This window comes from Streptomyces camelliae (genome assembly GCF_027625935.1).
GTDB classification, from domain to species: Bacteria; Actinomycetota; Actinomycetes; order Streptomycetales; family Streptomycetaceae; genus Streptomyces; species Streptomyces camelliae.
Map to the genome: position 1 here is coordinate 9,216,340 of NZ_CP115300.1, position 22,548 is coordinate 9,238,887.

Consider the following 22,548-nt stretch of genomic DNA (forward strand, 5'->3'; position numbering starts at 1 on the left):
GTCGACACAATCCCCGATGATCATGCGATGGCCGTGCCCGCTCCCTACCGGGTCCGCGACAAGATCGCGAACCCGGACTGAGGTGTCAGGAGCGATCGAACAGAGTGACTACGCTCTGCGGTGCTTCCTGGCCGAAGAAGATCTCCAGGTTCTGCGCCGAGCGGCTGGCGGCGTCGCCACTACGCAGGAATAGCCGCTCTTCGTAGGCGGTGAGCGCGACCTCGATGTCGGGTTGCTCAACCAGCTTGCTCGCCAGGTCCGCGCCGTCGTACATGGCGAGGTTCGCACCCTCGCCGGCGAAGGGCGACATCAGATGCGCGGCGTCGCCGACGAGCGTCACGCCGGGCACCCTGTCCCATTTGAGCCCGACGGGCAGGGCGTAGATGGGTCGGAGCCACGGTTCCACGTCGCTCTGTGTCACGAAGGCGGTGAGCAGCGGCGACCAGCCATCGAACTCGTCGGCAAGTTGACGGAGGCCCGCGGACGGGTCGCCGAAGTCGATCGACCTCATCCACTCCTCGGGCTTGTTCAGCGCCACGTATCCGCGCACGTGCCCGTCGGCGTAGCGATGCGCGATGATGCCTTTGCCCGGCGCGACCGCCATCAGCGTGCCGCTGCCGATCGCGGCCACGCTCGCCCGGCACTCCTGGCCGCCCGAGGCGAGGGCGATCTCGATGAAGCAGGTTCCGCTGAAGACGGGCTTGGCGGGGGTGAGCAGCGGACGCACCTTCGACCAGGCACCGTCCGCGCCGATGACGATGTCGGCGCGCGTGGCGGAACCTTCCGCGAAGGTGAGCACGTAGCCGCCCTCCGGACGATGCCGGACCGAGGTGACCTTGTGACCCCACCTGATCGTCCCGGGCGCCAACGAGTCGATGAGCAGGCGCCGCAGTTCGCCACGATCCACCTCAGGACGGGCCGAACCGGGGTCCGCAGGCATGTCGAACAGGATCGTGCCGTGGCGGTCCACCACGCGCTTGGCGTCCTCGCCCGGGCGGACCAGAGTGAGGAACTCGTCGTACAGACCGGCTGCGCGAACTGCGACCTGGCCAGTCTCTTCGTGGATGTCGAGCAGGCCGCCTTGCGTACGGGTCGTCGCCGAAGCCTCACCCTCGTAGATCGTCGCGGCGACGCCGTGAGCCTGAAGCACCCGGGCGAGCGTCAGCCCGCCCAGTCCCGCTCCGACAATGGCGATGGTCTTCTGCATGCTGCGCTCCTCTGTTGCGCCGGCACGCGCCGGCGATGGTCAGCGCCGAAAGCGGACGGGGTGCCCGATCTCGGCAAGGAGACGCTCACCGATCAGAACCATCTGCATCGATGTATGTGCGATGTCCGGCGGGTGGACCGCGGAACATCGTTTTTCGCGACCTCGTGACTATAACTCGGCATCCGCCTCGCGGTGACCGGGACCGCTCACGCTGCGACGCAACGCGCCAGCCACGTTCATCCTCGACAACCGCCTCGACCGGCTCGGCAGTGCTGCCGGAAAGATGACACTCGCTCGCCCTGGTCCATCTGGCGCAGACACCACCAGGCGACAGCCCGACGCAACCACTCCCGACAACGGACCGCCGACGAGCCCACCGGATAGATCACGAAACCAGACTGGAGTATTAGCAGGAGAGAGTAGCGACCAACTCGTCGCGGCCGTTCACCCGGATCTTGCGATAGATGGCCTTGAGATGGTCGTTGGTCGTGTGCTGCGACAGGTCGAGGGTGTGGGAGATCTGTTTGCTGGAGCGGCCGTCCAGGACCTGGTCGATCACCGTGCGTTCCCGGGGCGTGAGGCCGTACCACGCGGCGACCGCGGGCAGCAGTTGGCCGGTACCGGCCGCCTGGATGGTGACGGCCACCTCGCCGCGTCGGGCGCCGGTCAGCCGTTGGGCCTGCAGCGCGGCGAAGCCGTGGCCGGTCGGGATGCGGCTGAGCACGGGCTCGCTCTGGCGGCGGGCGGCGGCCGCGACGTTCCAGAGCGCCAGCGAGAGATCCTCGTCCGTGTCGAGGATCACGTTGGGAAAGCACATCCGGAGCCATTCGCGCCCGGTCGGGGTCGCGGAGGCGAGGCCGTCGTTCTCGTCGATGACGAGCACGCCGGGCGGCATCGCGGTGCGCATGGGATGCGGCCTGGCGCGGCCGACGTAACCGCGCAGCGAGGCGGCCAGCGGCGCCGCGACCTGCCGCGCGTTGTCGATGTCGGCCGGGGTGAACGGCGGGCGGCGACGCTCGCGCAGCAGGATCAGCGTGCCCCAGTGCGCGGCGCGATCGACCAGGTCGAGCCGCATCTCGCTGCCCCAGCCGTCGCCGGCCATGCTGTCGAGCAGCGGCACGATGCCCGGCGGCGCGGTGGCCGTCGTGTCCAGCACCGCGACAGTTGGGCGGCTCGTGGGCCGGTCGGCGGGTCGCCGGGGCGGGTAGGGCTGCTGATCGAGCAGCCCGGCCGCCTTGATGCGGCGGAAGTGGGCGCAGCTGTAGCCCTGGTGCTCGACCAGGAAGCAGCCGACGCCGGTGACCGGATCCTTGCCGGAAAGCATGTACCCGTCGTGCGGCACGAGCCGGTGCAGCTGGCGGGCCAGCTCGCCGCCGAGGTCGGCCAGGCTGTCGGCGCGTGCGGCAGCCTGCCGCGCGGCGTGGGCGACGAGCAGCGGCGCGGGCGCGGGGGACACCGCAGGAGTATCGCAACCGGCTCCCCCTAGGTCTAGGGATATGCGCCGCGTATCCGGGGGCGGACAGTGAAACCCGGCCGGGCAGTCATTGCCCTGCCGTTCACTATCAGTAAGCAGAAGCAGAGGATTAGGAGTACTCGTGCGTCGATTCCTGGTGGTTGCCCTGTCCGTTTCCGCCCTACTCGCAGGTGGCACGGTGTCCGCCGCCGCGAGCAGCGCCGACGCGGGGTCCGCGCCGTCTGCCGCGTCACACGACGGCTGGATGCCCGAGGCGATCCCGCCGTCATACGACGCGCCCGCCGGGCTGCTGTGCGACTTCCCCGTGCACTGGGACGTGACGGTGAACCAGGTGCGCACGAAGGTCGTCGAGACCTACCCGGACGGCAAGCCCAAGCGGCAGCTGGCTACCGGTGCGCTGTTCCTCAACGTCAGCAACGCCGCCACCGGCGCGAGCGCCCTCGTGGACGCCAGTGGCAGCGCTGTGATCGAATACGGTACTGACGGCTCAATGGTCTGGCACGTGGTCGGGCCGGTCATCGCGCGCCTGCCCGCGGGCTCCAGCAACCTGCCGCGCGGCCTCTACACCATCGACGGCGTCTACCGGATCGAGTTCAGCGCGACGGGATTCAAGACCGTCACGCTCGTGCACGGCACTATCCACAACCTCTGCGACGACCTCGGCTAGTGTGATGCGCCAGAAATCCTGAGGGTTAGTTCTGCTCTGGTTTCTGGCCGGTGGTTCCGACCTTGGTGAGGTAGTCGGCGAGGGAGTTGAGGATCTCGTCGGCTGTCTTGGTCCAGGTGAAGGGGCCGCGGGTTCTCGTTCCAGGTGTTGATCCACGCAGTGATGTCGTCCTCCAGTGCTTTCACGGAGGTGTGGACGCCGCGGCGGATGAGCTTGTCGGTCAGCAGGCCGAACCACCGCTCCACCTGGTTCATCCAAGAGGAGCCGGTGGGGGTGAAATGGACGTGGAAGCGGGGGTGTTTGCCGAGCCACGTCCTGATCTCGGCGGTGTTGTGGGTGGCGTAGTTGTCACAGACGAGGTGCACGTCGAGTCCGGTCGGCACCGCCTTGTCGATCCGGATCAGGAACTTCTTGAACTCGATCGCCCGGTGGCGGCGGTGCAGTGCCGATATGACTCTCTGGAGGCATGAGCGATGACGAGCAGCAGCTGGCCCCGCGCCGCGGCAAGGTCCTGGAAGCCCTCGCACGGGCGGAGCGGAAGGTGTTCACCCGGCCCGCGCCGAAATCCGCAAAGGCTCAGGTGAAATTCCTCCTCACGCGGGCGAAGGGGTCCACCCAGGCCCTGGCGGATCGCCTGGGCGTCTCGCGCCGGACGGTCGAGCGCTATCGTGCCGGGAAGCTTACGACCCCGCAGAAGCGCCTCCAGGCCGCTCTGGTGGAGGAGACCGAATCCGAGTGGCAACCGCAGGTCAGAGCCCAAGTACGCGAGCAGGCAGCCATCTCCAGCGGCATGATGGTGGAGGTGACGGCGTACTTCCGGATTCGCCTGCAGAGGCAGCTCGGACGACGGCCGCGAGCGCACCATCACCACGCCCATCTCACCCACCTACGCGAAGCAGATCCTTGAGCTACAGGAAGCTGGCGCGACGGAGGATGACCTGCATCCGATCGTTGCTGAGGCCATCACCGAGTCGTATTTCACGGCATGGGGCACCCGAGCCGCTGGCCTGCGTGCGGATTTCACGCACGTTCAGTCCATAGAATTCCGGTTCTTCTGACACGGTCGAATTCAGGGACTGCTATAAAACTATTGTGACTGAGCGAGATAGTTGGCCCTTGAGTACGCTAGTTGGCCGGTGTGCGTGATAGCTGGCCGCAGCGGGGGCATGGCCTGAGCGTGCGGACGGTCAGCGGATGACGGGGCTACGGCGTTCGACGAGGACGACGTCGCGCCATGTGCCGTGGTGGCGGCCGATCCGTTCGCGGGTGCCGATGATGCGGAAGCCGGCCCGCTGGTGCAGGGCGAGGCTGGCGCCGTTCTCGGGGAAGATTCCGGATTGCACTGTCCAGATGCCGGCGGCGTCGGTGGAGGCGAGCGGGGCGGTCAGCAGGGCCAGGCCCACCCCGCGGCCGCGGGCGTCGGGGTGGACGTAGACGGAGTGCTCGACGACGCCGGCGTACGCGCACCGGTCGGAGACCGGCACCACGGCGGCCCAGCCCAGGACCTGGCCGTCCTCATCGAGGGCGACCAGGCGGTGGTCGGGCAGCTTGGCGGCGTCGAACGCCTCCCAGGTGGGCGCGGCGGTTTCGAAGGTGGCGTTCCCCTCGTCGATGCCGAGCTGGTAGATCGCGAGGACCTGTGCGGCGTGCTCCGGCCGCAGGGGCGCAATGCGCACGCCGGTCTCGGCGGGCGTCACGCTGCGGGCTCGATGTCGAGTTCGGCGAGCAGGCCGCGGATCCGCTGTTCGATCTCGTCGCGGATCGGCCGAACTGCGGCGACGCCCTGCCCGGCGGGGTCTTCGAGCTGCCAGTCGAGGTACCGCTTGCCGGGGAAGTAGGGGCAGGCGTCGCCGCAGCCCATCGTGATCACCACGTCGGAGGACTGCACCGCTTTGGCGGTGAGGACCTTCGGGGTCTCGGCGGAGATGTCGATGCCGACCTCGGCCATGGCCTCCACGACGGCCGGGTTCACCGTGTCGGCGGGGGCGGAGCCGGCCGAGCGGACCTGGACCCGGTCGGCGCCGAGGTGGGTGAGGAAGGCGGCTGCCATCTGGGACCGGCCGGCGTTGTGCACGCAGACGAACAGCACGGAGGGAACGGCGGAGGTGCTCATCAGGCCAGGGCGCTTTCTTCGGCGGAACGGGTGGTGGGCTGCTGCCCGGCGTGCGGGACGACGACCTCGCCCGCGGTGGCCGGGCGGCCGAAGCAGAGGGCGACCAGGCCGAGACCGGCGGCGGCGCCGATCAGCTGCGCGGCGAGGAAGGGCAGCACGGAGGTGGGGGCGATGCCGGCGAAGGTGTCAGTGAACGCCCGGCCGATCGTGACGGCCGGGTTAGCGAAGGACGTGGAGGAGGTGAACCAGTACGCCGCGCCGATGTAGGAGGCGACCAGCAGCGGCGCCAAGTGCGCGCGGCCGGCGCGAGTCAGGCCGAAGATGAGCCAGACCAGCCCGGCGGTGGCCACGACCTCCGCCAGCCACAGGTGCCCGGCCCAACGGTCGTGGGTGGAGAAGGCGACCAACGGCTTGCCGAACATGGCGTCGGCCAGCACCGCACCGGCGATCGCCCCAGCCACCTGGGCGGGCACGTACGCGGCGACGTCACGCAGGTCGGGGCCGTCGCCGGTGCGCCGGCCGGTGAACCAGGCGGCCAGTGTGACCGCGGGGTTGAAGTGCGCTCCGGACACCGGGCCCAGGAAGGCGATGAGCACGCCGAGCCCGAAGACGGTGGCCAACGAGTTGGCCAGCAGCTGCGTGCCGACGTCGTGGGTCAGTTCGGTGGCCTGGATCCCGGAGCCGACCACCACCGCGACCAGCGCGGCCGTCCCCAGCCCCTCGACCGCCGCCCGTCGCACCAGCGGCGCGGGCGCGCTCACGCCGGGGCCTTCGCGGACACGGCGGGAATCTCCAGCAGCGCGGACAGCTTCGCCAGGGCCTCGGGCAGCACCCAGTAGTACACCCAGGTCCCGCGCCGCTCGGAGCCGACCAGCCCGGCCTCGCGCAGCACCTTCAGGTGGTGGGAGATGGTCGGCTGGGAGACATCGAAGGGGCCGATGAGGTCGCACACGCACGCCTCGCCGCCCTCGTGGGAGGCGATCAGCGACAGCAGCCGCAGCCGGATTGGGTCGGAGAGCGCCTTGAACATCCGCGACAGCTCGGCCGCGGACTCCTCACCCAGCGGCTCGCGGACCATCGGCGCGCAGCACGCCGCTTCGTCGTCCTGTCCGAGCACCGGCAGACCAGCTTGTTTCGACATTTCTCTATGTTGACAGTTATCTAATCCGGTGGCAAGGTCGGCTATATCGACAGACGTCGAAACAAGTCGTTGGGAGACCGCCATGTCCCGTGTCCAGCTCGCCCTGCGCGTCGCCGACCTCGAAGCCTCGATCGCCTTCTACTCCAAGCTGTTCGGCACCGAGCCGGCCAAGCGCCGCGCGGGCTACGCCAACTTCGCCATCACCGAGCCCCCGCTCAAGCTCGTCCTCATCGAGGGCGAGACCGGCGAGGACACCCGCCTGGACCACCTCGGCGTGGAAGTTGCCTCCACCGAGCAGGTCCACGCCGCCACCAACCGACTCAAGGACGCCGGCCTGGCCACCTTCGAGGAGAACGACACCTCCTGCTGCTACGCCCTCCAGGACAAGGTCTGGGTCACCGGCCCCGGCAAGGAGCCGTGGGAGGTCTACGTCGTCAAGGCCGACGCCGACACCCTGGGCAAGAGCACCGAAGGCGCGCCGGATGTCTGCTGCGGCACCACCGCCTGCTGCACCCCCGACGAGCAGGCCGTCGACCCGGCCCAGACGCCGGCCGAGGCCAAGGCCGTCGCCGGATGCGCCTGCGGCAGCTGACCAGGGCGCTCCCGCACCCTTCCGGTAGGTGAAAGCCGCCAGGGACCGAGGTCCGAACTGAGTGCGGTACTTGGCCAGTGGGGCCAAGTAGCTTGCTCAGTCACAACTATTCGGCGGGCCGCCGTACAGCGCTCTGGCGGCGGCCCGCTCCCGAGTCGCGCTGCGAATACGAGGCCGAAGCTGACCAGGATGTGGCCGCTCGGCGGCGGTACCCGCCGCCCGCTCGCCCTTCGCGTTGCCGAGCTCCGCAAGCCGGTCGACCACGCCCGCGTCGGCGCCGCGTCGTATGGCGCCGGGCGGAGGGGCATGGACGCCAGCGCCGTCGCGCTGGCCGTCGAGGAAGCCCGGTTCGACGTGCAGCAGGACTCGCAGCACGAGGACCTGGCCGACGACGTCCGTCGCAGAGCGGAGCTGGCGCCGTGCGAGCGCATCGAGCAGCTGCTCACCGTCGCGGCGCCGGGCACCGTCTACGCTCCGGACGCCGACGTCGTCGTCCAGGCCGAGCTTGCCGCCGACGCCATGGCCGCCGACGCGCGGGAAGCCGAGCTGCGCGAAGCCGCCCGGATCGCGGCCCGCACCGATGAGCTCCAGGCGCTGCGCGAGCTGGGCGCGCTGGAGCAGACCGAGCCCCGCGACGGGAACGAAGCTGTGCGAGACGAACTGGCCCGCCTGGTCCCCGGCGCCGACATCGACCAGCCGGCGTTCGCGGCTTCGGGCTCGCCACCACCGAGCCCGAAGTCGTCGGCGCCTTGGCCGTGTTCCTCGCCCGCACCCGGTCGTAGCGCAGCATTCGCACGACGCGCTCCGGCACAAGCTGGCCTCACGCTCCGCTGTCTCCCAGGCCCTCAGCGCCTGGGAGAAGACCTGTAAGGGACTGTAAGGGACCTGAGACTCGGCGGTTGATCAGCCGCGTTGGTAGAAGGACTTGCTGAAGGTGAGCGTGCGACTTCGCAATGATCGTCTTGTCCAGATGTAAAAGAAGACTGCTGCGCGGGGCAAGGAGTGCCGTTCCACGTTCCCGGGCATGGGAGCCCACCATCCGGCGTAAGGGGGCGCGCAGGTCTGTCTGAGAGGGCTATCGGGTACACCATGGAAGTCACGGATCGTTCGCGACCGTGTGGAGTGCATCCCCGATGAGTCGGAGGCCTCCATGGCATCGCGAAGCGCAGAGAGCCGATCCCCACGTCCCTTCCTCGAACTGCACTGGGGTGGGGTACACCTGGTTGTCGAGCGCGTGCCGTACCAGCTACTAGCCGTGATCAGTGGCGCAAGCAGCGCATTTGGTGGAGCCATCTGGTTTGACTACCGATGACAGCCAGGCGGGGGCCCAGGCCCGGGCCCGAGCGGCTACACCAATTGGCGATGTCCTCTGACATCGAAGTTGGATCGTTTGTCACCCAAGTTGGACGACCACTTCATTCGGCCGAATGGGTCCGCGAACGGGTGGATGGGTCGCGCAGATCCGCGACGCGGTCGAGCGCCCGGACGAACTTCCGGGAGCGGAACTGCGATCCGCGATCGCTGTGCAGAATGCATCCGTCGACGTCTCCACGCCGGGCCACAGTATTGTCCAGGGCGGCCACGGCCAGGCGGGACTTCATCCGCCCATCGATGGAGTAGCCCACGATCCTGTTGCTGATGCTGGGCGTTGCTTGTGGGCCTTGCCTGGGCGGGTCTGTGAACTGCGGAGTTCCTGCACTCCACCGCATGGCGCGCCCGATAGTCGTCCCTGTCGAACTTCGGCGGCCGACCGCCGTGAGAGCTTCGCTTCTTGCGGTTGGCGATCTGGTCGCGCTTCTGCGGGATGGTGCAGCGGATCTTGCGTCGGCGCAGGTAAGCGCGGTTCGCTCGGGAGCCGTATGCCTTGTCCGCGCGGACCTTGTCCGGACGGGTGCGTGGCCGGCCCGGCCCGATTCGGGGTACCCGGATGCGACTCAGGACGACCTGGAATTGCGGGGAGTCACCACGCTGTCCGGCCGTTATCACCAGCGACATCGGCTTCTGGCCCTGCTCCACTGATCTTTCTGCTCGGGCTGGATCCACTGACCGGGGGGCTGGCCGGGATCCCGGTGTCCGCCCGGCGTACCGGCTTCGTCGACCGTACCTGCCCTTCCAGCCGTGTCGAACCCGTACGCCACTTCCCTGGACGGAACCCATCACTGCCAGTCTTACCAGCACGTAGGACGGACCGGCCGTCCAGTGGTGCGTTGTCGGACTGGATGTCGTGATTCCCGCGCGTCACGCCCTCGCCTCACCGTGCAGGGCGGTTAACGTTCTGACGATCAGTCAGTTAAATCGGCGCCGACGCGGAGAGACACGATGCTCAGGGGATTCAAGAACTTCCTGATGCGGGGCGATATCGTCGTCGTGGCGGTCGGGCTGATCGTCGCACTGGCGTTCAGTACCCTCATCAAGTCGTTCACGGACAATGTGATCAACCCGATCATCGCGCGGGCGCAAGGGGGCCGGAACTTCGGCCTCGGGTGGCAGCTCGGGCGTCCCGGGAACAAGGCGACGTTCCTCGACATCGGGTCGTTCATCTCGGCGGTCATCTATTTCATCATCTTCATGGCCGTCGTCTACTTCCTGATCGTCGTGCCGTACAAGAAGTTCCAGGCCCGGCGTGGTGTGGCCGCCTTCAAGGAGCCCGGTGCGGTGAAGACGTGCCCCGCCTGCCTCTCCGAGGACGTTCCCGCCGCTGCCGGCAAGTGTCGGTACTGCGGGACGGAGCAGCCTGCGGCGGGCACGGCGCAACACCAGTAACTGATCGTTTCAGAATGACGAGCCTGGGGGACCGAGGGCAAAACTGCGTATCAGTCACGCGAGGCTGAGTGCTTCAGCCCAGACTTCGCCACCGTTCGCCCAAGTCCACAGCCACTTCCGCAGCGACGCGGTCGCGTACCGGAGGCCGGCATGGGGATCCTCGCCCCAGCTCGGCACCCAGCCGTCCGTGTCATAGAGCAGCACTGGATTGTCGGCTGCGAGCAGCGAGACGTGCCACTCCATCGTGCAGCCTCCCGATGTCAGGTACAGCCACGACGTGGGTAGCCCCGCCGCACGGTTGCATTCGTGTCTGAGGACCGAGCAGGGCCAGTCGGTCAGGTGCCCTGATGCGCGTTGGCCGCCGGTCACAGAGGCCAGGCCGGCGTCGGGCCCGAAGCCGCCGTTGCCGACCTCGGTGTAGATCCGGCGGAGGAGTTCCGGTAGCGGGCGCCCGATGATGCTCTCGGCGGCATCGACTTCCTTTGGTGTGACCGGCGGGAACAACGGCCCACGCGGAGCGTCTGCGAAGTAGATCGCTACTTCCTCGGTGTGCGCCTTGAGTTGAATCGTCCCGTCGCTGCTGTGGGAGCGGATCTGGTCCTGAATGTGTTTCAGGTGCTCTCGACCGAAGTGTTCCTCGATCCATGTCAGGGGAACATCTGCCGAACGGGACTGCTGCAGGGTTTGGTGACACCTGACCTGGCTTGCTGAGAAGCGGCCTGGAAGGATGTTGCAGTGCCCAAGCCGTATCCGAAGGAGTTCCGCAAGGACGTCGTGCGGGTCGCGCGCAACCGCGAGCCCGGCGTCACGCTGGAACAGATCGCCGCCGACTTCGGCGTCCACCCGATCACGTTGTCGAAGTGGCTGCGCCGCGCCGAGACCGATGAGGGCGTCAGGCCCGCAACGACGTCGGGTGAGTCGGCCGAGCTGCGCGAGGCCCGCAAGCGAATCCGGTTGCTGGAGCAGGAGAACGAGGTGCTCAGAAGGGCTGCGGCGTATCTGTCGCAGGCGAACCTGCCGGCAAAATGATGTACCCGCTCGTCCGCGAGCTGGCCGCCGCCGATGCCCCTTACCGGGTGCCGGTGGCGGTGACGTGCCGGGTGCTCGGGCTGGCCCGCCAGCCCTACTACCGGTGGCTGGCCCGGCCCGCCACCGACGCCGAACTGACCGAGGCATACCGGGCCAACGCCCTGTTCGACGCGCACCGCGACGATCCCGAGTTCGGGCACCGCTTCCTTCTCGACGAGGCCCGCGCCGCTGGTGAGGTGATGGCAGAGCGGACCGCCTGGCGGATCTGCCGGGACAACGGCTGGTGGAGTGCCTTCGGCAAACGCAGGGGCCGCGGGAAGAACGCCAAAGCCGGGCCACCAGTCCACGATGACCTGGTACGGCGGAACTTCACCGCGGACGGGCCGAACCGGTTGTGGCTCACGGACATCACCGAGCACGCGACCGGCGAGGGCAAGCTGTATCTGTGCGCGGTCAAGGACGTGTACTCCGGCCGTATCGTGGGCTATTCCATCGACGCCCGGATGAAGTCCCGCCTCGCGGTGGCCGCGCTGGAGTCCGCCGTCGCCCGCCGCGGCCCCGCTGCTGAATGCATCGTGCACTCCGACCGCGGATCGCAATTCCGCTCCCGCAAGGTTGCCGCAGCCCTCACCCGGCACGGCCTGGTCGGCTCAATGGGCCGGGTCGGGGCCGCCGGCGACAACGCCGCAATGGAGAGCTTCTTCGCACTGCTGCAGAAGAACGTCCTCGACCGCCGCGTCTGGGCCACCCGCCAGGAGTTGCGGATCGCGATCGTCACCTGGATCGAGCGGACCTACCACCGGCGCCGACGGCAACGACGCCTGGGCCGATTGACCCCCGTCGAGTACGAGACCATCATGACCCCACCCGCAGCTGTGGCTGCATAAACCCCGCTGTCACCCGATCATGCAGCAGTCCCTTGTCGTCACCCTCGTCGGTACTGGGTTCGGCATGCTGTTGTTGGCGGGGCGATGTGGAAGTGCCGTGCAGACGGGACGTCATGCGCAGGGATTCTATTGCTGGGGGCAGACAGCCTTTCGAAAGCGTCGCAGGCAGATGATGGAGCAGGCGAGTTCAAGCAGGCCCTGGTGGAGGTCGGCCCGCCGCTCGTAGCGGATCCGCAGGCGTTTGAACTGGTGCAGCCAGGCGAAGGTCCGCTCTACCACCCAGCGGATGCGGCTCAGGCCGGACCCATGGGCAACGCCGCGACGGGCGAAGAGGGGCTTGATCCCTCGTTGCCATAGCGGACGGCGATACTTGTCGAAGTCGTAGCCGCGGTCAGCGAAGAGGCACTTGGGTCGGTTGCGCGGGCGGCCACGAAGTCCCCGGATCCGGGGTATCGCGTCCAACAGCGGAATCAGTTGCGTGACGTCATGCCGATTGCCGCCGGTCAGGGAAACCACGAGCGGTGGCGTCGGCGCCGCCGCCGCGCCGGGCCGCTGACGGTGCAGTGGCCTGTGTCAGTGGCGACTGGAACGCTGGACGGATGAACGGCGATGAGCAACTGCTGCGCGGCCGCGTGTACGGCGCGGACCACGACGACCCGTGGCTCCCGCACCTGCCAGTACAGCCGCTCGTCCGCGGCTGCGGCCAGCATCCCGCCGGCCTCCTGGTACGCCTCGGTGAAGCGCAGGGCCCACGCCGGGCCGTGCAGCAGCGCGAGATTGGTGGAGCAGTGCGCCACGTCGAGGTCCGCCGGGCCCCAGGAAGCCGCCGCCCAGTCGACGACGCCGGTGATCCGGGCACCGGCGGCACCGGCCGGGTACTCGGGCGTCAGGGCGAACAGCACGTTGCCGGGCTGGAAGTCCCGGTGCAGGAACCGTCCTTCGTAGCGCGGCGCGGGCTTGCGGATCACGTCGATGGCGGCGGCCCAGACCGCGGCGTCGGCGCCCTCGGGGGTCACGACCGTGTCGGCGGTCGTCAGCGCCACGTACTCCCGGGGCCGGACGGCCGGCCGCACCGCGTGGACCGCCACGAGTTGACGGGCCAGCAGGGGCAGGCGCGTCTCCAGCCCCTCGTCGTCGAGGACCGTCCGGCCCGGTAGGTGGGTCATGAGGAGCGAGGGGTACTCGCAGTGCGCGGCGGTCGGGTCGACGGCGACGAGTCCGGGAGCCGGCACGCCGGTGCCGGTGAGCGTGGTCAGGGCGTCGGCCTCTCTGTGCAGGAGGTCCTCGGTCGGCCCCTGCCGGGTCGGGGCGACGAAGGAGCGCAGCACCAGGTGCCGGTGCCTCCGTCCCGCGTGCCGATGGTCAGCCTCCGCATGTCGGCGGTGGCGCCGCCGTGCAGCGCCTCGGCTCCGACGATCCGCTCGCCGGCCTCCAGGTGTCGGCGCACCCGGGCCAGTGTCAACGGTCGGACAGTCGCCGCCTCATCATGATTGGTCACCGTGCCACCTCATCATCCCGGACGGCGGCACGCGCGAACCCTTACGGGCCTGTCCGCAAGTCAGCGTGCAAGTGGTGGGTGGGGAAGCTGGGCGAGCAGGTTCTGCCGGATGTCGGGCAGGTCGTCGCGTCCGTAGCGGCGCAGGTCGATGGCGGGTGCCGTGGTCACGCGCACGTAGCGGGCCGCCCCGATGGGGCGGCCCGCCGTGGTGGTGCCGGGGTCAGGCTGCTTTGAGAGGCCATGACCGGGCTGCCCAGTCCGGTCGCGGAGATCTTCCGGCACCTGTTGGCCGGTCAGGAGCTTACGGACGCTAGCCCGAGCAGGAAGCAGGCGAAGCCGACGGCGCTGAGCGCGAGCGTGGCCATGACTCCCGCTGTCACCAGCAGGCGGGGTGAGCCATCTGGGAGCACGTGCGCCCTCGATGGCTGCTGCGAGTCGTACAGCATGGGGAGACGATCCCCGACGTGGAGCGCGCCGCCCCGGCGGCGAGCCGGGATGTGGATCCACCCCCCACGACGGCCGTCAGGGAGGTCGAACCCGATTTGCGCAAGCATCTGGGGCGGGCCATCGCGGTCGGTGTCCTCCCAGATACTGATGACGGATCCGGCGGTCCGCACGCCGTGCCGATGCAGCCGCACCGTCCGGACCGCCACGAGCGCGAGCCGTCCGGCGAAGGTGGCCATCAGCATTGCTGCCACCACGAAGATCATTTGAAGCACTGTGTCCGCCAATCCGCTTGGTGGGCACTGACAGTTGATGGGACGCCGGATGCCGGCGTGCCAGTTTCCACAGTGGCATCCCGGTGCCGGGCCTGTTCGAAGGCCCGGCGGTCCCGAGCACCCTTATGGCGGGACAGCGGCAGCGTAAACCGTCGACGCCCCTGCGTCGGCGGTCACCGGCTAGGGCTGGGGAAACAGCTCTCCGGATGCGCGAAGCAGTACTTCATCGCTTTTTCCATGTTGCTGCTGACGACGGCAGTGGGGTACGTGAACCTGGGCTCGGGACTCCCGGCGCTCGTGCACAGATCCGAGAGCGGGTGCTCGTGGCACCAGGTCACCATCGGCGCGTCGGCCGGATTCAGCGCGCTCGCCGAGGGCGACGCTGAAGGAGATGCGGCCCGCTTCCCGACCGGGACGCCGCCGTCGACACTCGGCGCGGGCTTTCCGCTGCTGCAGGCGGCGGTCAGCAGCAGTGCGGCGGCGGACACGGGCAGGAGATAGCGACGCACGAGGCCCTCGGTAGTGCGGTTTGCGAGCGGCCACAGTGACAACTGATCACGGAACGGGTGCAGTTGTTGCCGGAACGTGACGACGGATTCGACACCTCAGCGACTACCGCGCGCTCGACGATGCACGACGCCCCGCCGCCCGGACCACGCAGGCCGGAAGACGGGGCGAGACGGGCGAGCCCGGCCGGTGGGCCGCGGTTCTACTTGAACCAGTAGCGGACGCTGCGGTGGTGGGAGCAGGTGCCCTGCGAGTGCCGCGAGTACGAGACGGAAGCGTCCTTGCAGTTCGCGGTCTCGTACTTGTCCTTGGGCTATTGGTGGTGGGTCCAGCCGCACAGCCCGGTGGTGTGGTGGATGCAGCGGTGGGCTGTGTTGGTGGTCGGCAGGGACGCCGCGGACGCGGCCGGTGCGCTGAAGAAGACACCGGCGAGGGCGACAGCAGACGGGCGAGGCGGCAAGACGTGCGCGCAAAGGATTCCCCCCTTTGACGTGGAGCGAGTGCAGCGGGACTTTATAGTGGTTTGAACGACTTTGCTGTCCAGTTGCCGCTGGAGAGCGGGCGGGCAAGCCGGTGCAGTGTGTTCTGCGGCTGCCTGCCGAAACTGGGCGCGTCGGCGCGGGCGCCCCGACAACAGCGGGCCCTGGCAGAATCAGGCAGCCCGACCAGGCGGCCTGCCTGCGCCGGTGCTGGGCGGCTTGTGCGCCCGGCCGGACGGTCACCGCAATTGCGCCATGCTGCTGTTGGGATACTGGCGCGGCGTTCAGCGGTGGGAGGGTGAAGTGGGGTTGCTGGAGTCGTCGTTCTCGGCGGTGGTGCGGGTGGAGCGGCATCTGTTCGCGTTGGTCGACACCGATCCGGAGCGGGAGGAGACGTTCTCGCAGCTCCCGGACAATTCGGCGTTCCTGGCCCACGAGGGCTCTGTGGTGGTCGCGTCGGATCTGGAGGACCAGCGGGCCAGGGTGCGGGTGGAGGTGTGGGACTCGCTGCCTGATACGCCGTCGGGAGAGGGGTTCCAGAGCCTGGGGGAGCCGGGCAGCATCTCTTTCGAGTCCGGGTGGATCCAGTTGGTCAGTCTGAAGCAGGAGCCCCAGTCGGAGGAGTATGAGCTCGCCGGTCCGGGCCCCTACCAGGTGCTCGTATGGGTGGGTCCTCGGCAGGAGGACCCCGCGGAAGATCTAGACGCCTACCGTTTCTTCGAGCGCTTCGTGATCCAGCTGTGGACCTGAGGTTGCCGGCGGGGCGGCAGCGTGCTGCCCGCCCCGCCGGCGACGGCTACTTCACGTTCACGTAGAAGGCGTCACCGTCGAGGATCCGGTCATCGTTGTACCAGCCGGAGAGCTGGGAGCCGGCCTTCTGGTTGTCACGGCTCGTCAGGGCTCATGCGGAGAAGTTCCCGCCCGAGTTGTAGGCCCCTTCCTCCGTGGTGCTGAAGGGGTATTCGTCGCAGTCCTTGCCCTGGCTGGAGTAGTTCGGCCACTCCACCTGGCAGGCCGCGCGCGGTGTCGCGGTTCCGATCCCGCAGCCGCGTGACCGGCGTGCGGGGCCGGGCATACGACGTTGCCGCGCACCAGCAGGCGGCGATGCCAGAGCAGCTGCTCGCACCCCCGGCCGCCGCCCCCCGGGCACGGCGACCAGGAGCCAGACGCCGGCCCCCGGGAGGCGGTCGACCTGACCGCGCTACGGGCCTTGAGGGAGTCACGCACGGACGTGGAAGCCCTCGATCTCACGGCCGAGCGACTGCGCCACCTCCAGGACGCTTTCACCAAGGCGGCCGACGACTCCCCCTCCCGCACCGCTGTGGTCGACGTGGAGGAACTGGCCGCCGCTCTCGACCTCATTGAGGTCCGCAGTGTCGACGCGCTCGCCGAGATCCCCGGCCTTACCGACCGCTACGCCCAGGCCCTTGCAGCCTTGGTCGACGCCAAGCTCCACACTCGTCAGCTCGCCGGTCCGGCCGAGCCGGTCCGGCGTTCGCAGCTGGTCGACTTGATGGACGCACTCCGGAAGTCCGTACGCGAGGCCCGTGCCGAGCGCGGCGAGGCCGGGGGAACACCGTCGCCAGCCCGGGGTACGGCCCGAACGGCGGCGAGGCCCTGGCGTCCGCGCCCGGGCCCTGATCCGGGCGCACGCTGAGATCGCCGCAGGACGACGGAAGGAGAGTTGCTGCGGACCGCCGTTCCTTGCCGACAGCGTGGTGAGGATCTAAAAGAGCGTGTTTCTCAACCTCTGATCGTTTTGACGGGTTGAGTTTGGGCCTGCGGAGGCGCTCTCCGACGCTTGTGGGGACCGCTTATTTGCTGGCGGTGCTTGCTGGGGCCTGTAGTTCCCGGCGGGCTCTTTGCCAGGGTCATGGGCTGACTTTTGCTGCTGCCTGTGCAGAGTGCCCGGTGAGGTGTTCGGGGCGCAGGATCGTGTCGAGTTGGGCGATGGTGAGCATGCCGGTTTCGGCGGCGAGGTCCTTGATGGGGCGGCCGGTGGCCAGGGCCTGGCGGGCGAGGCTGGTGCTGGCGGCGTAGCCGATGTGCGGGGTGAGTGCGGTGACCAGTCCTATAGAGCGGTGCACGCTGTCGTGGAGGTGGTCACGGTTGGCGGTGATGCCGGGGATGCAGCGGGTGGTGAGGGTGTCGCAGGCGGCTCGCAGGTGGGCGAGGGAGCGCAGCAGGCTGTAGGCGATGACCGGTTCGAAAGCGTTGAGCTGGAGTTGGCCTGCTTCGGCGGCCATGGTGACGGTCAGGTCATTGCCGATGACTTCGAAGGCGACCTGATTGACGACTTCGGGGATCACCGGGTTGACCTTGCCCGGCATGATGCTGGATCCGGCCTGGACGGGAGGCAGGTTGATCTCCCCAAGCCCGGCGGTGGGGCCGGATGAGGTCAGGCGCAGGTCGTTGCAGGTCTTGGAGAGCTTCACGGCGACTCGCTTGAGGACGCCGGAGAGCTGGACGAAGGCACCGCAGTCCTGGGTAGCTTCGATGAAGTTGTCCGCGGGCTGGACGGGTTCGCCGCTGATCTCGGCGAGGCGGGCGCAGACGAGTTCGGCGTAGCGGGGGTGGCCATTGATGCCGGTGCCGATGGCGGTGCCACCGAGGTTGGACTCCAGGAGCAGGGCGGCGGCTTCGGTGAGGCGCTGGCGGTCCTCTTCGATCATGACGGCATAGGCGGTGAATTCCTGGCCTAGGGTCATCGGGACGGCGTCCTGGAGCTGGGTGCGGCCCATCTTCAGGACGCCGCTGAACTCAGCTGCTTTCGCGGTGAAGGCGGCGGCCAGTTTTCCCAGGCGGTCGTCGAGCAGGCGCAGTGAGGCGACGAGGGCGAGGCGGACGGCGGTGGGGTAGACGTCGTTGGTGCTCTGGCCCAGGTTGACGTGGTCCAGGGGGTGGATGACCTCGTAGTGGCCGCGGGGGTGGCCGATGATCTCCAGGGCCCGGTTGGCGATGACCTCGTTGGCGTTCATGTTGGTCGAGGTGCCGGCCCCGCCCTGGACGGGGTCGACGACGAACTGGTCGGCGAGCCGCCCGCCGCGGATCTCCTCGCACGCGGCGATGATCGCCCCGGCCAGGTCCTGGGGCAGCAGGCCCAGATCGCGGTTGGCTGTCGCTGCGGCTTGTTTGACCGCAGCCAGCGAGACGATCAGTTCCGGGAACTGGGAGATGGTGGAACCAGTGATCGCGAAGTTTTCCACCGCCCGCACCGTGTGCACTCCGTAGTAGGCGTCGGCCGGGACCTCCTTGTCCCCCACCAGGTCGTGTTCGATGCGTGTGTTCCGTGCCATCTGAGCTCCTAGCCATCACCGCCGGCCCCGGCCGGCGTGCTCGTGCGGGACGTCTTGACAGGTCGCCGTCTGCGGCCCAGTCTTACCGTCCAATACGCAGAGCGCAATATATTGGAGCTCAGGTGAACTCACAAAACACCCCGACCAGCACGGACGGGCGTTCCGGAGCCCGGCCGGGCCTCCTGCGGCGATATCTGCGGATACCGATCGGCGTGCAGTCGATCATCGCTGTCGGACTCGGAGCCCTGATCGGCACGCTGGCGCCGAGTGCCGGCGTGCAGATGAAGATCCTCGGCGATGTCTTCCTCAACCTGGTGCAGGTCGTCGTCCTGCCTCTGGTCTTCCCGCTGATCGTGCTGGGCATCGCCCGTATGGAGTCGGTGAAGAAGGTCGGCCGGATCGCGGGCAAGGCCATCCTCTACTTCGAGATCGTCACCACCGTCATCCTGCTGATCGCGGTGGGCCTGGCCAAGTTCACCGGCATCGGCAAGGGCGCCCCCGTCCATGGGGCCGACGCCAAGGACCTTCACGGGCTGAGCAAAGGCATCGACTTCCACGAGCTGGTCCTGCACGCCGTACCGAAGAACATCTTCGCCGCGTTCGGGGAGGGCAACCTGCTCGGTGCCATCGTTTTCGCCCTGCTCGTGGGCGTGGCCATGGCCGCGATCGGGGAGAAGGCGGCGCCCTTCGCCTCCGTGCTGGAGTCCGTCGCCGCAGTGATGTTCAAGGTCGTCGGCTACGTCATCCGCATCGCGCCGCTCGGGGTGCTCGGTTTCATCTCTTACGACGTCGCCCACTACGGCTTCGGCAACCTGCGCAGCCTCGCGGGCTTCATCGCCGTCGTCTACGCGGGCCTGGCCATCGTCCTCGGCCTGCTCTTCCCCCTCATCGCCGCGATCTACCGCATCCGCTACGTCGAGTTGCTCAAGTCGATTGCCGACCTGGCGGGCATCGCCTTCGTCACCCGTAGCTCCGAATCCGTACTGGCCCCCCTCATGGGCAAGCTGGAGGACTTCGGCGTCAGCCGCTCCACGACCTCCTTCGTCGTCCCCCTCGGCTACTCCTTCAACACCGACGGCTCCGTGCTCTACATGGGCGCCGCCCTGGTCTTCCTCGCCAACGCCTACGGCGGCGACACCTCCCTGCCCGCCCTGCTCCTCATGGTCGGCGTGCTGGTGCTCCTGTCCAAGGGCATGGCCGGAGTCGCCTCGGCCTCCATCGTCGTCCTCATCGCGGCCGGCAACAGCATGGGACTGCCCGCCGAGGGCATCGCCCTGCTCCTCGGCGTGGACTTCATCGTCGACATGGCCCGCACCGGCGTGAACGTCATCGGCAACTCCCTCGCCGCCGCCGTCATCGACAACTCCGAGAAGCGGCGGAAGGCCGAACACGGCCCGAGCCAGGGGGCCGCTGTCAACGACACCGCCCCCCAGTCGCAACTCGCACCGGCACTTCAGAAGGATGCCGCGCAGTGACCAGCTCGACCGGCACCACGGAGATCATCGGCATCCTGGGCGGCATGGGACCGGCGGCCACCGCCGACTTCTACGCCAAACTGGTGTCGATGACTCCGGGCCACAGCGACCAGGACCACCTCAGGACAGTCATCTGGTCCGATCCCACCGTCCCCGACCGCACCGAGGCCCTCCTCGGCAACGGCCCCGACCCGACCCCCTGGCTCCTCAATGGCAGCCGGGTCCTGCGCGAGGCCGGCGCCACCGTCATCGCCATCCCCTGCAACACCGCGCACGCCTTCGTGCCCCGCATCGCCGACCACGTCGGACTGCCGATCATCCACATGATCGCCGAAGTCGCACGCCACCTCACCACCCTGGATCCGACTGTCCACACCGCCGGACTGCTGGCCACCACCGGCACCCTCCGTGCGGGCCTGTACCAGGAGTGGCTCCAACGCCACGGCATCCGCCTGCTTCTGCCCGACCCAACCAGCCGGCAGGACCAGGTCATGGCCGCCATCCGCGCCGTCAAGGCCGGCGACCAGGCAGCAGCGGCCGTACCCCTGGCCGACGCCGCACAACAGCTGTCCGCACAAGGAGCGCAGGCGATCATCGCGGGCTGCACCGAGATCCCACTCGGCCTGCCCACCGACGCCGTGGACGTCCCCCTCATCGATCCCGCCGTCATCCTGGCCCAGGCACTCGTCCGCCGTGTCCAGGCCCGATGACGGGGACGAACAAGCTCTTGCCGGTCCGATGTACTGTACGCAATATGTCACTCGACAGTCCCGTCTCCCGCCGCCTCCTCAGCGATGAGGTCTTTCACCGCCTGCGCGACTCCATCGTGCGCGGCGAACTCGTCCCGGGAGAGAAGGTCAAGGACAGCGAGCTCGCCGAGCGCCTCGGGCTCAGCCGCACCCCGGTGCGCGAGGCGCTCGCCCGGCTCGCTGACATCGGTCTCGTCGAGGCCAAGCCCGGCGTCTATACCCGCATCACCCCCCTCAACCGTCGCGACGCCGTAAAGACCCTCGCCGTCCTGCGCTCCCTCGACCAGCTCGCCATCGAGACCGCCGTGCCGGTGATGACCGAGCAGGACCTGGAGCGCATGCGGGATGCAAACCGCGACTTCGAACGGGCCGTCGCCGCCAACGACACCGCCGCCGCCCTCACGGCGGACGACCGCTTCCACGCCGTCCCCATCATGGCCTCGGACAACCCCGTCCTCAGCCGGATCGTCGAGCAGCTCCACCCGCAGATCCACCGCATCCTCTACCGCAAGTTCTCCACCCTGCTCGGCGGCCGCAACACCATCGAGCACCACGACCAGCTCGTCCAGGTCTGCGCAACCGGCGATGCCCGCGCCGCAGCCGAACTCTCCGGACGGCACTGGTCCGAACTCGGCGGACACATCAACCAGCTCTTCGACACCAACCAGTTCACCGAGCCGGCAACCGCCTGACAGAGGTGCGTCGGTGGGTCTACCGAGTCTCCATATCACCCTTGCGTGGCGGCGACCGTGCATCATCCACGCGAGCGACCTCTCGACGACCCAGCGGCGAGGCAGCACGACGAAACCGGAGGCGTCCTTGAAAGATCCCACTGAAGGTCGTCAATCATCAAAGACCGCCGCACAGGAAAACGGTGCGAGCTGCGTGCTCTGGTGGGCTCTGGACGAGATACGAGTGCAGGTGACAGGGCGCGACGCCCGTTACTCGCAGGTGGTGTTGGAGCTGGCCTGGAATCCGGGCCCTGGGGCGGATGCGTCGCTTGCGGCGCAGATCTTGGCCGGTATGACGAAGCGGGCGTGGCTGTCGGCGCCGATCGGGTCGGTGGTCCTCGTGGCACCCGGAGCCGGTGCACACCCGGGGGTGGAGCCGGCCGTGGACAAGGTCCAGGAGCTGTGGCCGGCGGCGGTGGTCACGGTGGTGGACGAGGCAGTGGCCGCACTGGCCGGTGCCGGCCTGGACCCGGAGCCGGCCGCGTGTGTCGTGGTGCACCAGGACGGGCTACGCACCTCGGTCGCTGTCGTCGCCGGGCGCGAGGCGATCGCCGGTGGTCTGGTGGCCGGTGGCACGCGAGGTCTGGCCCAGGCGGTGGTCGAGCACCTGCGGGCCGAGCACCGGCTCGACGCCGGCCTGGAGTCGGCGTGGGCCGCCGTCGTTCACGGCGGCGTGTTCGCGCCATCGTCAACGGTGCCCACCCCCGGGCCTGTCTACGGATCGATGATCACCGAGGATCGTGTCTTCCCTCGGCAGCCGGGCGAGGTGACCTTGTCGCCGACCGAACTGCGCGCCGTCGTGGCCCCTGCCTACCAGCCGGTGGTGGGCCTCGTGGAGCAGGTGCTGCGTGAAGCGCCGCCGGAGACCGTCCGGCAGGCGACCGCCGGCGGGCTGCTGCTGACCGGCCCGCACCTGCCCGGAGCGGAGGACCACCTGACGGATCTGACCGGGCTGCCCGCTCGTCGGGTGGTCGAACCGACGGCAGGGTTTCACGATCCCCAGGTCCTCCTCGACGGGGTGGCCCGTCTGCTCGCCGAGAAGCCGCCTGCCCCCGTCATCGTCGAGCACCGCATTGACCTTTCAGAGAAGTTGCAATTGCTGGAGAAGCTCGGCCTGCGGCTACCACGTGATCTGAACGCCGACGACGGGTAAACCCCATGCGGAGCGTTCCGGGCCAGGACTCGTGCGGCTTTCGCGGGGCGATCACCACACCAAGGGTG

General features: G+C 68.6%; 23 protein-coding genes and 8 pseudogenes. 13 read left to right on the forward strand and 18 right to left on the reverse strand.

The window, feature by feature from the left end; translation table 11 throughout:
- Window positions 1–85 precede the first annotated feature (85 nt).
- The gene (locus tag O1G22_RS42500) at window positions 86–1,207 is read right to left on the reverse strand and encodes an FAD-dependent oxidoreductase (protein WP_270086196.1); all 1,122 of its coding nucleotides are present in this window, start codon (window positions 1,205–1,207) and stop codon (window positions 86–88) included.
- 406 nt (window positions 1,208–1,613) lie between these two features.
- The gene (locus O1G22_RS42505) at window positions 1,614–2,663 is read right to left on the reverse strand and encodes a helix-turn-helix transcriptional regulator (protein WP_270086197.1); all 1,050 of its coding nucleotides are present in this window, start codon (window positions 2,661–2,663) and stop codon (window positions 1,614–1,616) included.
- Between the two features lie 139 nt (window positions 2,664–2,802).
- Here O1G22_RS42505 and O1G22_RS42510 point away from each other — a divergent pair, with 139 nt between their 5' ends.
- On the forward strand, window positions 2,803–3,348 hold the full coding sequence (locus O1G22_RS42510) for a hypothetical protein (RefSeq protein ID WP_270086198.1): 546 nt from the start codon (window positions 2,803–2,805) through the stop codon (window positions 3,346–3,348).
- Window positions 3,349–3,373: 25 nt separating this feature from the next.
- Here the strand turns inward: O1G22_RS42510 and O1G22_RS42515 are convergent.
- A pseudogene (locus O1G22_RS42515) lies at window positions 3,374–3,803 on the reverse strand (transposase); the annotation flags it as partial.
- Between the two features lie 11 nt (window positions 3,804–3,814).
- Between O1G22_RS42515 and tpg the strand changes: the two are divergent.
- The gene (gene tpg, locus O1G22_RS42520; RefSeq protein WP_270086199.1) at window positions 3,815–4,255 is read left to right on the forward strand and encodes a telomere-protecting terminal protein Tpg; all 441 of its coding nucleotides are present in this window, start codon (window positions 3,815–3,817) and stop codon (window positions 4,253–4,255) included.
- A gap of 280 nt (window positions 4,256–4,535) precedes the next feature.
- Here the strand turns inward: tpg and O1G22_RS42525 are convergent, their stop codons facing one another.
- The 4 genes from O1G22_RS42525 to O1G22_RS42540 are packed head-to-tail and all read right to left on the reverse strand — an operon-like array spanning window position 4,536 to window position 6,602.
- Window positions 4,536–5,045, reverse strand: a complete 510-nt coding sequence (locus tag O1G22_RS42525) for a GNAT family N-acetyltransferase (protein ID WP_270086200.1) — start codon at window positions 5,043–5,045, stop codon at window positions 4,536–4,538.
- On the reverse strand, window positions 5,042–5,461 hold the full coding sequence (locus tag O1G22_RS42530) for an arsenate reductase ArsC (RefSeq protein ID WP_270086201.1): 420 nt from the start codon (window positions 5,459–5,461) through the stop codon (window positions 5,042–5,044). The genes O1G22_RS42525 and O1G22_RS42530 overlap by 4 nt, the downstream gene beginning before the upstream one ends.
- Window positions 5,461–6,222 carry an aquaporin gene (locus O1G22_RS42535; protein WP_270086202.1) on the reverse strand — a complete coding sequence of 254 codons (762 nt, stop codon included), beginning with the start codon at window positions 6,220–6,222 and terminating at the stop codon, window positions 5,461–5,463. The genes O1G22_RS42530 and O1G22_RS42535 overlap by 1 nt, the downstream gene beginning before the upstream one ends.
- Window positions 6,219–6,602: an ArsR/SmtB family transcription factor gene (locus O1G22_RS42540; protein WP_270086203.1), complete on the reverse strand. Its 384-nt coding sequence runs from the start codon at window positions 6,600–6,602 to the stop codon at window positions 6,219–6,221. Before O1G22_RS42540 ends, O1G22_RS42535 begins: the two co-directional genes overlap by 4 nt.
- 82 nt (window positions 6,603–6,684) lie before the next feature.
- On the opposite strand from O1G22_RS42540, the gene O1G22_RS42545 reads away from it, so the two are divergent.
- The gene (locus O1G22_RS42545) at window positions 6,685–7,194 is read left to right on the forward strand and encodes an ArsI/CadI family heavy metal resistance metalloenzyme (protein ID WP_270086204.1); all 510 of its coding nucleotides are present in this window, start codon (window positions 6,685–6,687) and stop codon (window positions 7,192–7,194) included.
- A 306-nt stretch (window positions 7,195–7,500) separates the two neighbouring features.
- Window positions 7,501–8,064, forward strand: a complete 564-nt coding sequence (locus O1G22_RS42550) for a hypothetical protein (RefSeq protein ID WP_270086205.1) — start codon at window positions 7,501–7,503, stop codon at window positions 8,062–8,064.
- A 36-nt stretch (window positions 8,065–8,100) separates the two neighbouring features.
- On the opposite strand, the pseudogene O1G22_RS42555 reads toward O1G22_RS42550, so the two are convergent.
- The 3 pseudogenes from O1G22_RS42555 to O1G22_RS42565 all read right to left on the reverse strand — a co-directional run.
- Window positions 8,101–8,220: pseudogene (locus O1G22_RS42555) on the reverse strand (HAD-IB family hydrolase); the annotation flags it as partial.
- Window positions 8,221–8,663: 443 nt separating this feature from the next.
- Window positions 8,664–8,831 (reverse strand): annotated as a pseudogene (locus O1G22_RS42560) (DDE-type integrase/transposase/recombinase); the annotation flags it as partial.
- A gap of 58 nt (window positions 8,832–8,889) precedes the next feature.
- Window positions 8,890–9,213 (reverse strand): annotated as a pseudogene (locus O1G22_RS42565) (transposase); the annotation flags it as partial.
- Window positions 9,214–9,513: 300 nt separating this feature from the next.
- Between O1G22_RS42565 and O1G22_RS42570 the strand changes: the two are divergent.
- Window positions 9,514–9,957: a large conductance mechanosensitive channel protein MscL gene (locus tag O1G22_RS42570; RefSeq protein ID WP_270086206.1), complete on the forward strand. Its 444-nt coding sequence runs from the start codon at window positions 9,514–9,516 to the stop codon at window positions 9,955–9,957.
- Window positions 9,958–10,011: 54 nt separating this feature from the next.
- Here O1G22_RS42570 and O1G22_RS45075 read toward each other — a convergent pair whose 3' ends face one another.
- Window positions 10,012–10,800, reverse strand: a complete 789-nt coding sequence (locus O1G22_RS45075) for an SMI1/KNR4 family protein (protein WP_428986465.1) — start codon at window positions 10,798–10,800, stop codon at window positions 10,012–10,014.
- Here O1G22_RS45075 and O1G22_RS42580 point away from each other — a divergent pair.
- Window positions 10,693–11,873 (forward strand): IS3 family transposase gene (locus O1G22_RS42580; RefSeq protein ID WP_270083773.1). Its coding sequence is split into 2 segments (ribosomal slippage): window positions 10,693–10,977 and window positions 10,980–11,873, totalling 1,179 coding nucleotides; the frame shifts between segments, so codons are not numbered across the junction. The two genes, O1G22_RS45075 and O1G22_RS42580, sit on opposite strands and share 108 nt — an antisense overlap.
- Before the next feature lie 126 nt (window positions 11,874–11,999).
- On the opposite strand, the pseudogene O1G22_RS42585 reads toward O1G22_RS42580, so the two are convergent.
- The 3 genes and pseudogenes from O1G22_RS42585 to O1G22_RS42595 form a co-directional block, all read right to left on the reverse strand.
- Window positions 12,000–12,440 (reverse strand): annotated as a pseudogene (locus O1G22_RS42585) (transposase); the annotation flags it as partial.
- A gap of 95 nt (window positions 12,441–12,535) precedes the next feature.
- Window positions 12,536–13,371 (reverse strand): annotated as a pseudogene (locus tag O1G22_RS42590) (phosphotransferase family protein); the annotation flags it as partial.
- 293 nt (window positions 13,372–13,664) lie between these two features.
- Window positions 13,665–14,081: a DUF3592 domain-containing protein gene (locus O1G22_RS42595; protein WP_270086207.1), complete on the reverse strand. Its 417-nt coding sequence runs from the start codon at window positions 14,079–14,081 to the stop codon at window positions 13,665–13,667.
- 246 nt (window positions 14,082–14,327) lie between these two features.
- Between O1G22_RS42595 and O1G22_RS42600 the strand changes: the two genes are divergently transcribed.
- On the forward strand, window positions 14,328–14,591 hold the full coding sequence (locus tag O1G22_RS42600; protein ID WP_270086208.1) for a hypothetical protein: 264 nt from the start codon (window positions 14,328–14,330) through the stop codon (window positions 14,589–14,591).
- A 208-nt stretch (window positions 14,592–14,799) separates the two neighbouring features.
- Here the strand turns inward: O1G22_RS42600 and O1G22_RS42605 are convergent.
- Window positions 14,800–14,883, reverse strand: a pseudogene (locus tag O1G22_RS42605) (DUF3761 domain-containing protein); the annotation flags it as partial.
- A gap of 448 nt (window positions 14,884–15,331) precedes the next feature.
- On the opposite strand from O1G22_RS42605, the gene O1G22_RS42610 reads away from it, so the two are divergent.
- A complete protein-coding gene (locus O1G22_RS42610; RefSeq protein ID WP_270086209.1) occupies window positions 15,332–15,826 on the forward strand; it encodes a hypothetical protein in 495 nt (164 codons plus the stop codon).
- 151 nt (window positions 15,827–15,977) lie between these two features.
- Here the strand turns inward: O1G22_RS42610 and O1G22_RS42615 are convergent, their stop codons facing one another.
- Window positions 15,978–16,151: a NucA/NucB deoxyribonuclease domain-containing protein gene (locus tag O1G22_RS42615; protein ID WP_270086210.1), complete on the reverse strand. Its 174-nt coding sequence runs from the start codon at window positions 16,149–16,151 to the stop codon at window positions 15,978–15,980.
- Window positions 16,152–16,307: 156 nt separating this feature from the next.
- On the opposite strand from O1G22_RS42615, the gene O1G22_RS42620 reads away from it, so the two are divergent.
- Window positions 16,308–16,733, forward strand: a complete 426-nt coding sequence (locus tag O1G22_RS42620; RefSeq protein WP_270086211.1) for a Ku family protein — start codon at window positions 16,308–16,310, stop codon at window positions 16,731–16,733.
- A 214-nt stretch (window positions 16,734–16,947) separates the two neighbouring features.
- Here the strand turns inward: O1G22_RS42620 and aspA are convergent, their stop codons facing one another.
- Complete coding sequence (gene aspA / locus O1G22_RS42625) at window positions 16,948–18,372, reverse strand: aspartate ammonia-lyase (RefSeq protein WP_270086212.1); 1,425 nt, start codon at window positions 18,370–18,372, stop codon at window positions 16,948–16,950.
- Window positions 18,373–18,494: 122 nt separating this feature from the next.
- Between aspA and O1G22_RS42630 the strand changes: the two genes are divergently transcribed.
- The 3 genes from O1G22_RS42630 to O1G22_RS42640 are packed head-to-tail and all read left to right on the forward strand — an operon-like array spanning window position 18,495 to window position 21,288.
- Entirely contained in the window at window positions 18,495–19,847 is a 1,353-nt protein-coding gene (locus O1G22_RS42630; RefSeq protein ID WP_270086213.1) for a dicarboxylate/amino acid:cation symporter, read from the forward strand.
- Window positions 19,844–20,557: a cysteate racemase gene (cuyB, locus tag O1G22_RS42635; protein WP_270086214.1), complete on the forward strand. Its 714-nt coding sequence runs from the start codon at window positions 19,844–19,846 to the stop codon at window positions 20,555–20,557. Before O1G22_RS42630 ends, cuyB begins: the two co-directional genes overlap by 4 nt.
- Before the next feature lie 44 nt (window positions 20,558–20,601).
- Entirely contained in the window at window positions 20,602–21,288 is a 687-nt protein-coding gene (locus tag O1G22_RS42640) for a GntR family transcriptional regulator (RefSeq protein ID WP_270086215.1), read from the forward strand.
- 6 nt (window positions 21,289–21,294) lie between these two features.
- Here O1G22_RS42640 and O1G22_RS42645 read toward each other — a convergent pair.
- A pseudogene (locus O1G22_RS42645) lies at window positions 21,295–21,417 on the reverse strand (IS5-like element IS4811 family transposase); the annotation flags it as partial.
- Window positions 21,418–21,619: 202 nt separating this feature from the next.
- On the opposite strand from O1G22_RS42645, the gene O1G22_RS42650 reads away from it, so the two are divergent.
- The gene (locus O1G22_RS42650; protein ID WP_270086686.1) at window positions 21,620–22,480 is read left to right on the forward strand and encodes a rod shape-determining protein; all 861 of its coding nucleotides are present in this window, start codon (window positions 21,620–21,622) and stop codon (window positions 22,478–22,480) included.
- The last annotated feature ends 68 nt before the right edge of the window (window positions 22,481–22,548 follow it).

Coding starts and splice junctions, on each gene's coding strand:
- O1G22_RS42650 (WP_270086686.1), top strand. CDS start 21,620: ATGACGAAGCGGGCGTGGCTGTCGGCGCCGATCGGGTCGGTGGTCCTC.
- O1G22_RS42615 (WP_270086210.1), bottom strand. CDS start 16,151: ATGCCCGGCCCCGCACGCCGGTCACGCGGCTGCGGGATCGGAACCGCG.
- O1G22_RS42640 (WP_270086215.1), top strand. CDS start 20,602: ATGTCACTCGACAGTCCCGTCTCCCGCCGCCTCCTCAGCGATGAGGTC.
- O1G22_RS42530 (WP_270086201.1), bottom strand. CDS start 5,461: ATGAGCACCTCCGCCGTTCCCTCCGTGCTGTTCGTCTGCGTGCACAAC.
- tpg (WP_270086199.1), top strand. CDS start 3,815: ATGAGCGATGACGAGCAGCAGCTGGCCCCGCGCCGCGGCAAGGTCCTG.
- O1G22_RS42540 (WP_270086203.1), bottom strand. CDS start 6,602: ATGTCGAAACAAGCTGGTCTGCCGGTGCTCGGACAGGACGACGAAGCG.
- aspA (WP_270086212.1), bottom strand. CDS start 18,372: ATGGCACGGAACACACGCATCGAACACGACCTGGTGGGGGACAAGGAG.
- O1G22_RS42610 (WP_270086209.1), top strand. CDS start 15,332: ATGCTGCTGTTGGGATACTGGCGCGGCGTTCAGCGGTGGGAGGGTGAA.
- O1G22_RS42550 (WP_270086205.1), top strand. CDS start 7,501: ATGGACGCCAGCGCCGTCGCGCTGGCCGTCGAGGAAGCCCGGTTCGAC.
- O1G22_RS42570 (WP_270086206.1), top strand. CDS start 9,514: ATGCTCAGGGGATTCAAGAACTTCCTGATGCGGGGCGATATCGTCGTC.
- O1G22_RS42500 (WP_270086196.1), bottom strand. CDS start 1,207: ATGCAGAAGACCATCGCCATTGTCGGAGCGGGACTGGGCGGGCTGACG.
- O1G22_RS42600 (WP_270086208.1), top strand. CDS start 14,328: ATGTTGCTGCTGACGACGGCAGTGGGGTACGTGAACCTGGGCTCGGGA.
- O1G22_RS42595 (WP_270086207.1), bottom strand. CDS start 14,081: ATGATCTTCGTGGTGGCAGCAATGCTGATGGCCACCTTCGCCGGACGG.
- O1G22_RS42545 (WP_270086204.1), top strand. CDS start 6,685: ATGTCCCGTGTCCAGCTCGCCCTGCGCGTCGCCGACCTCGAAGCCTCG.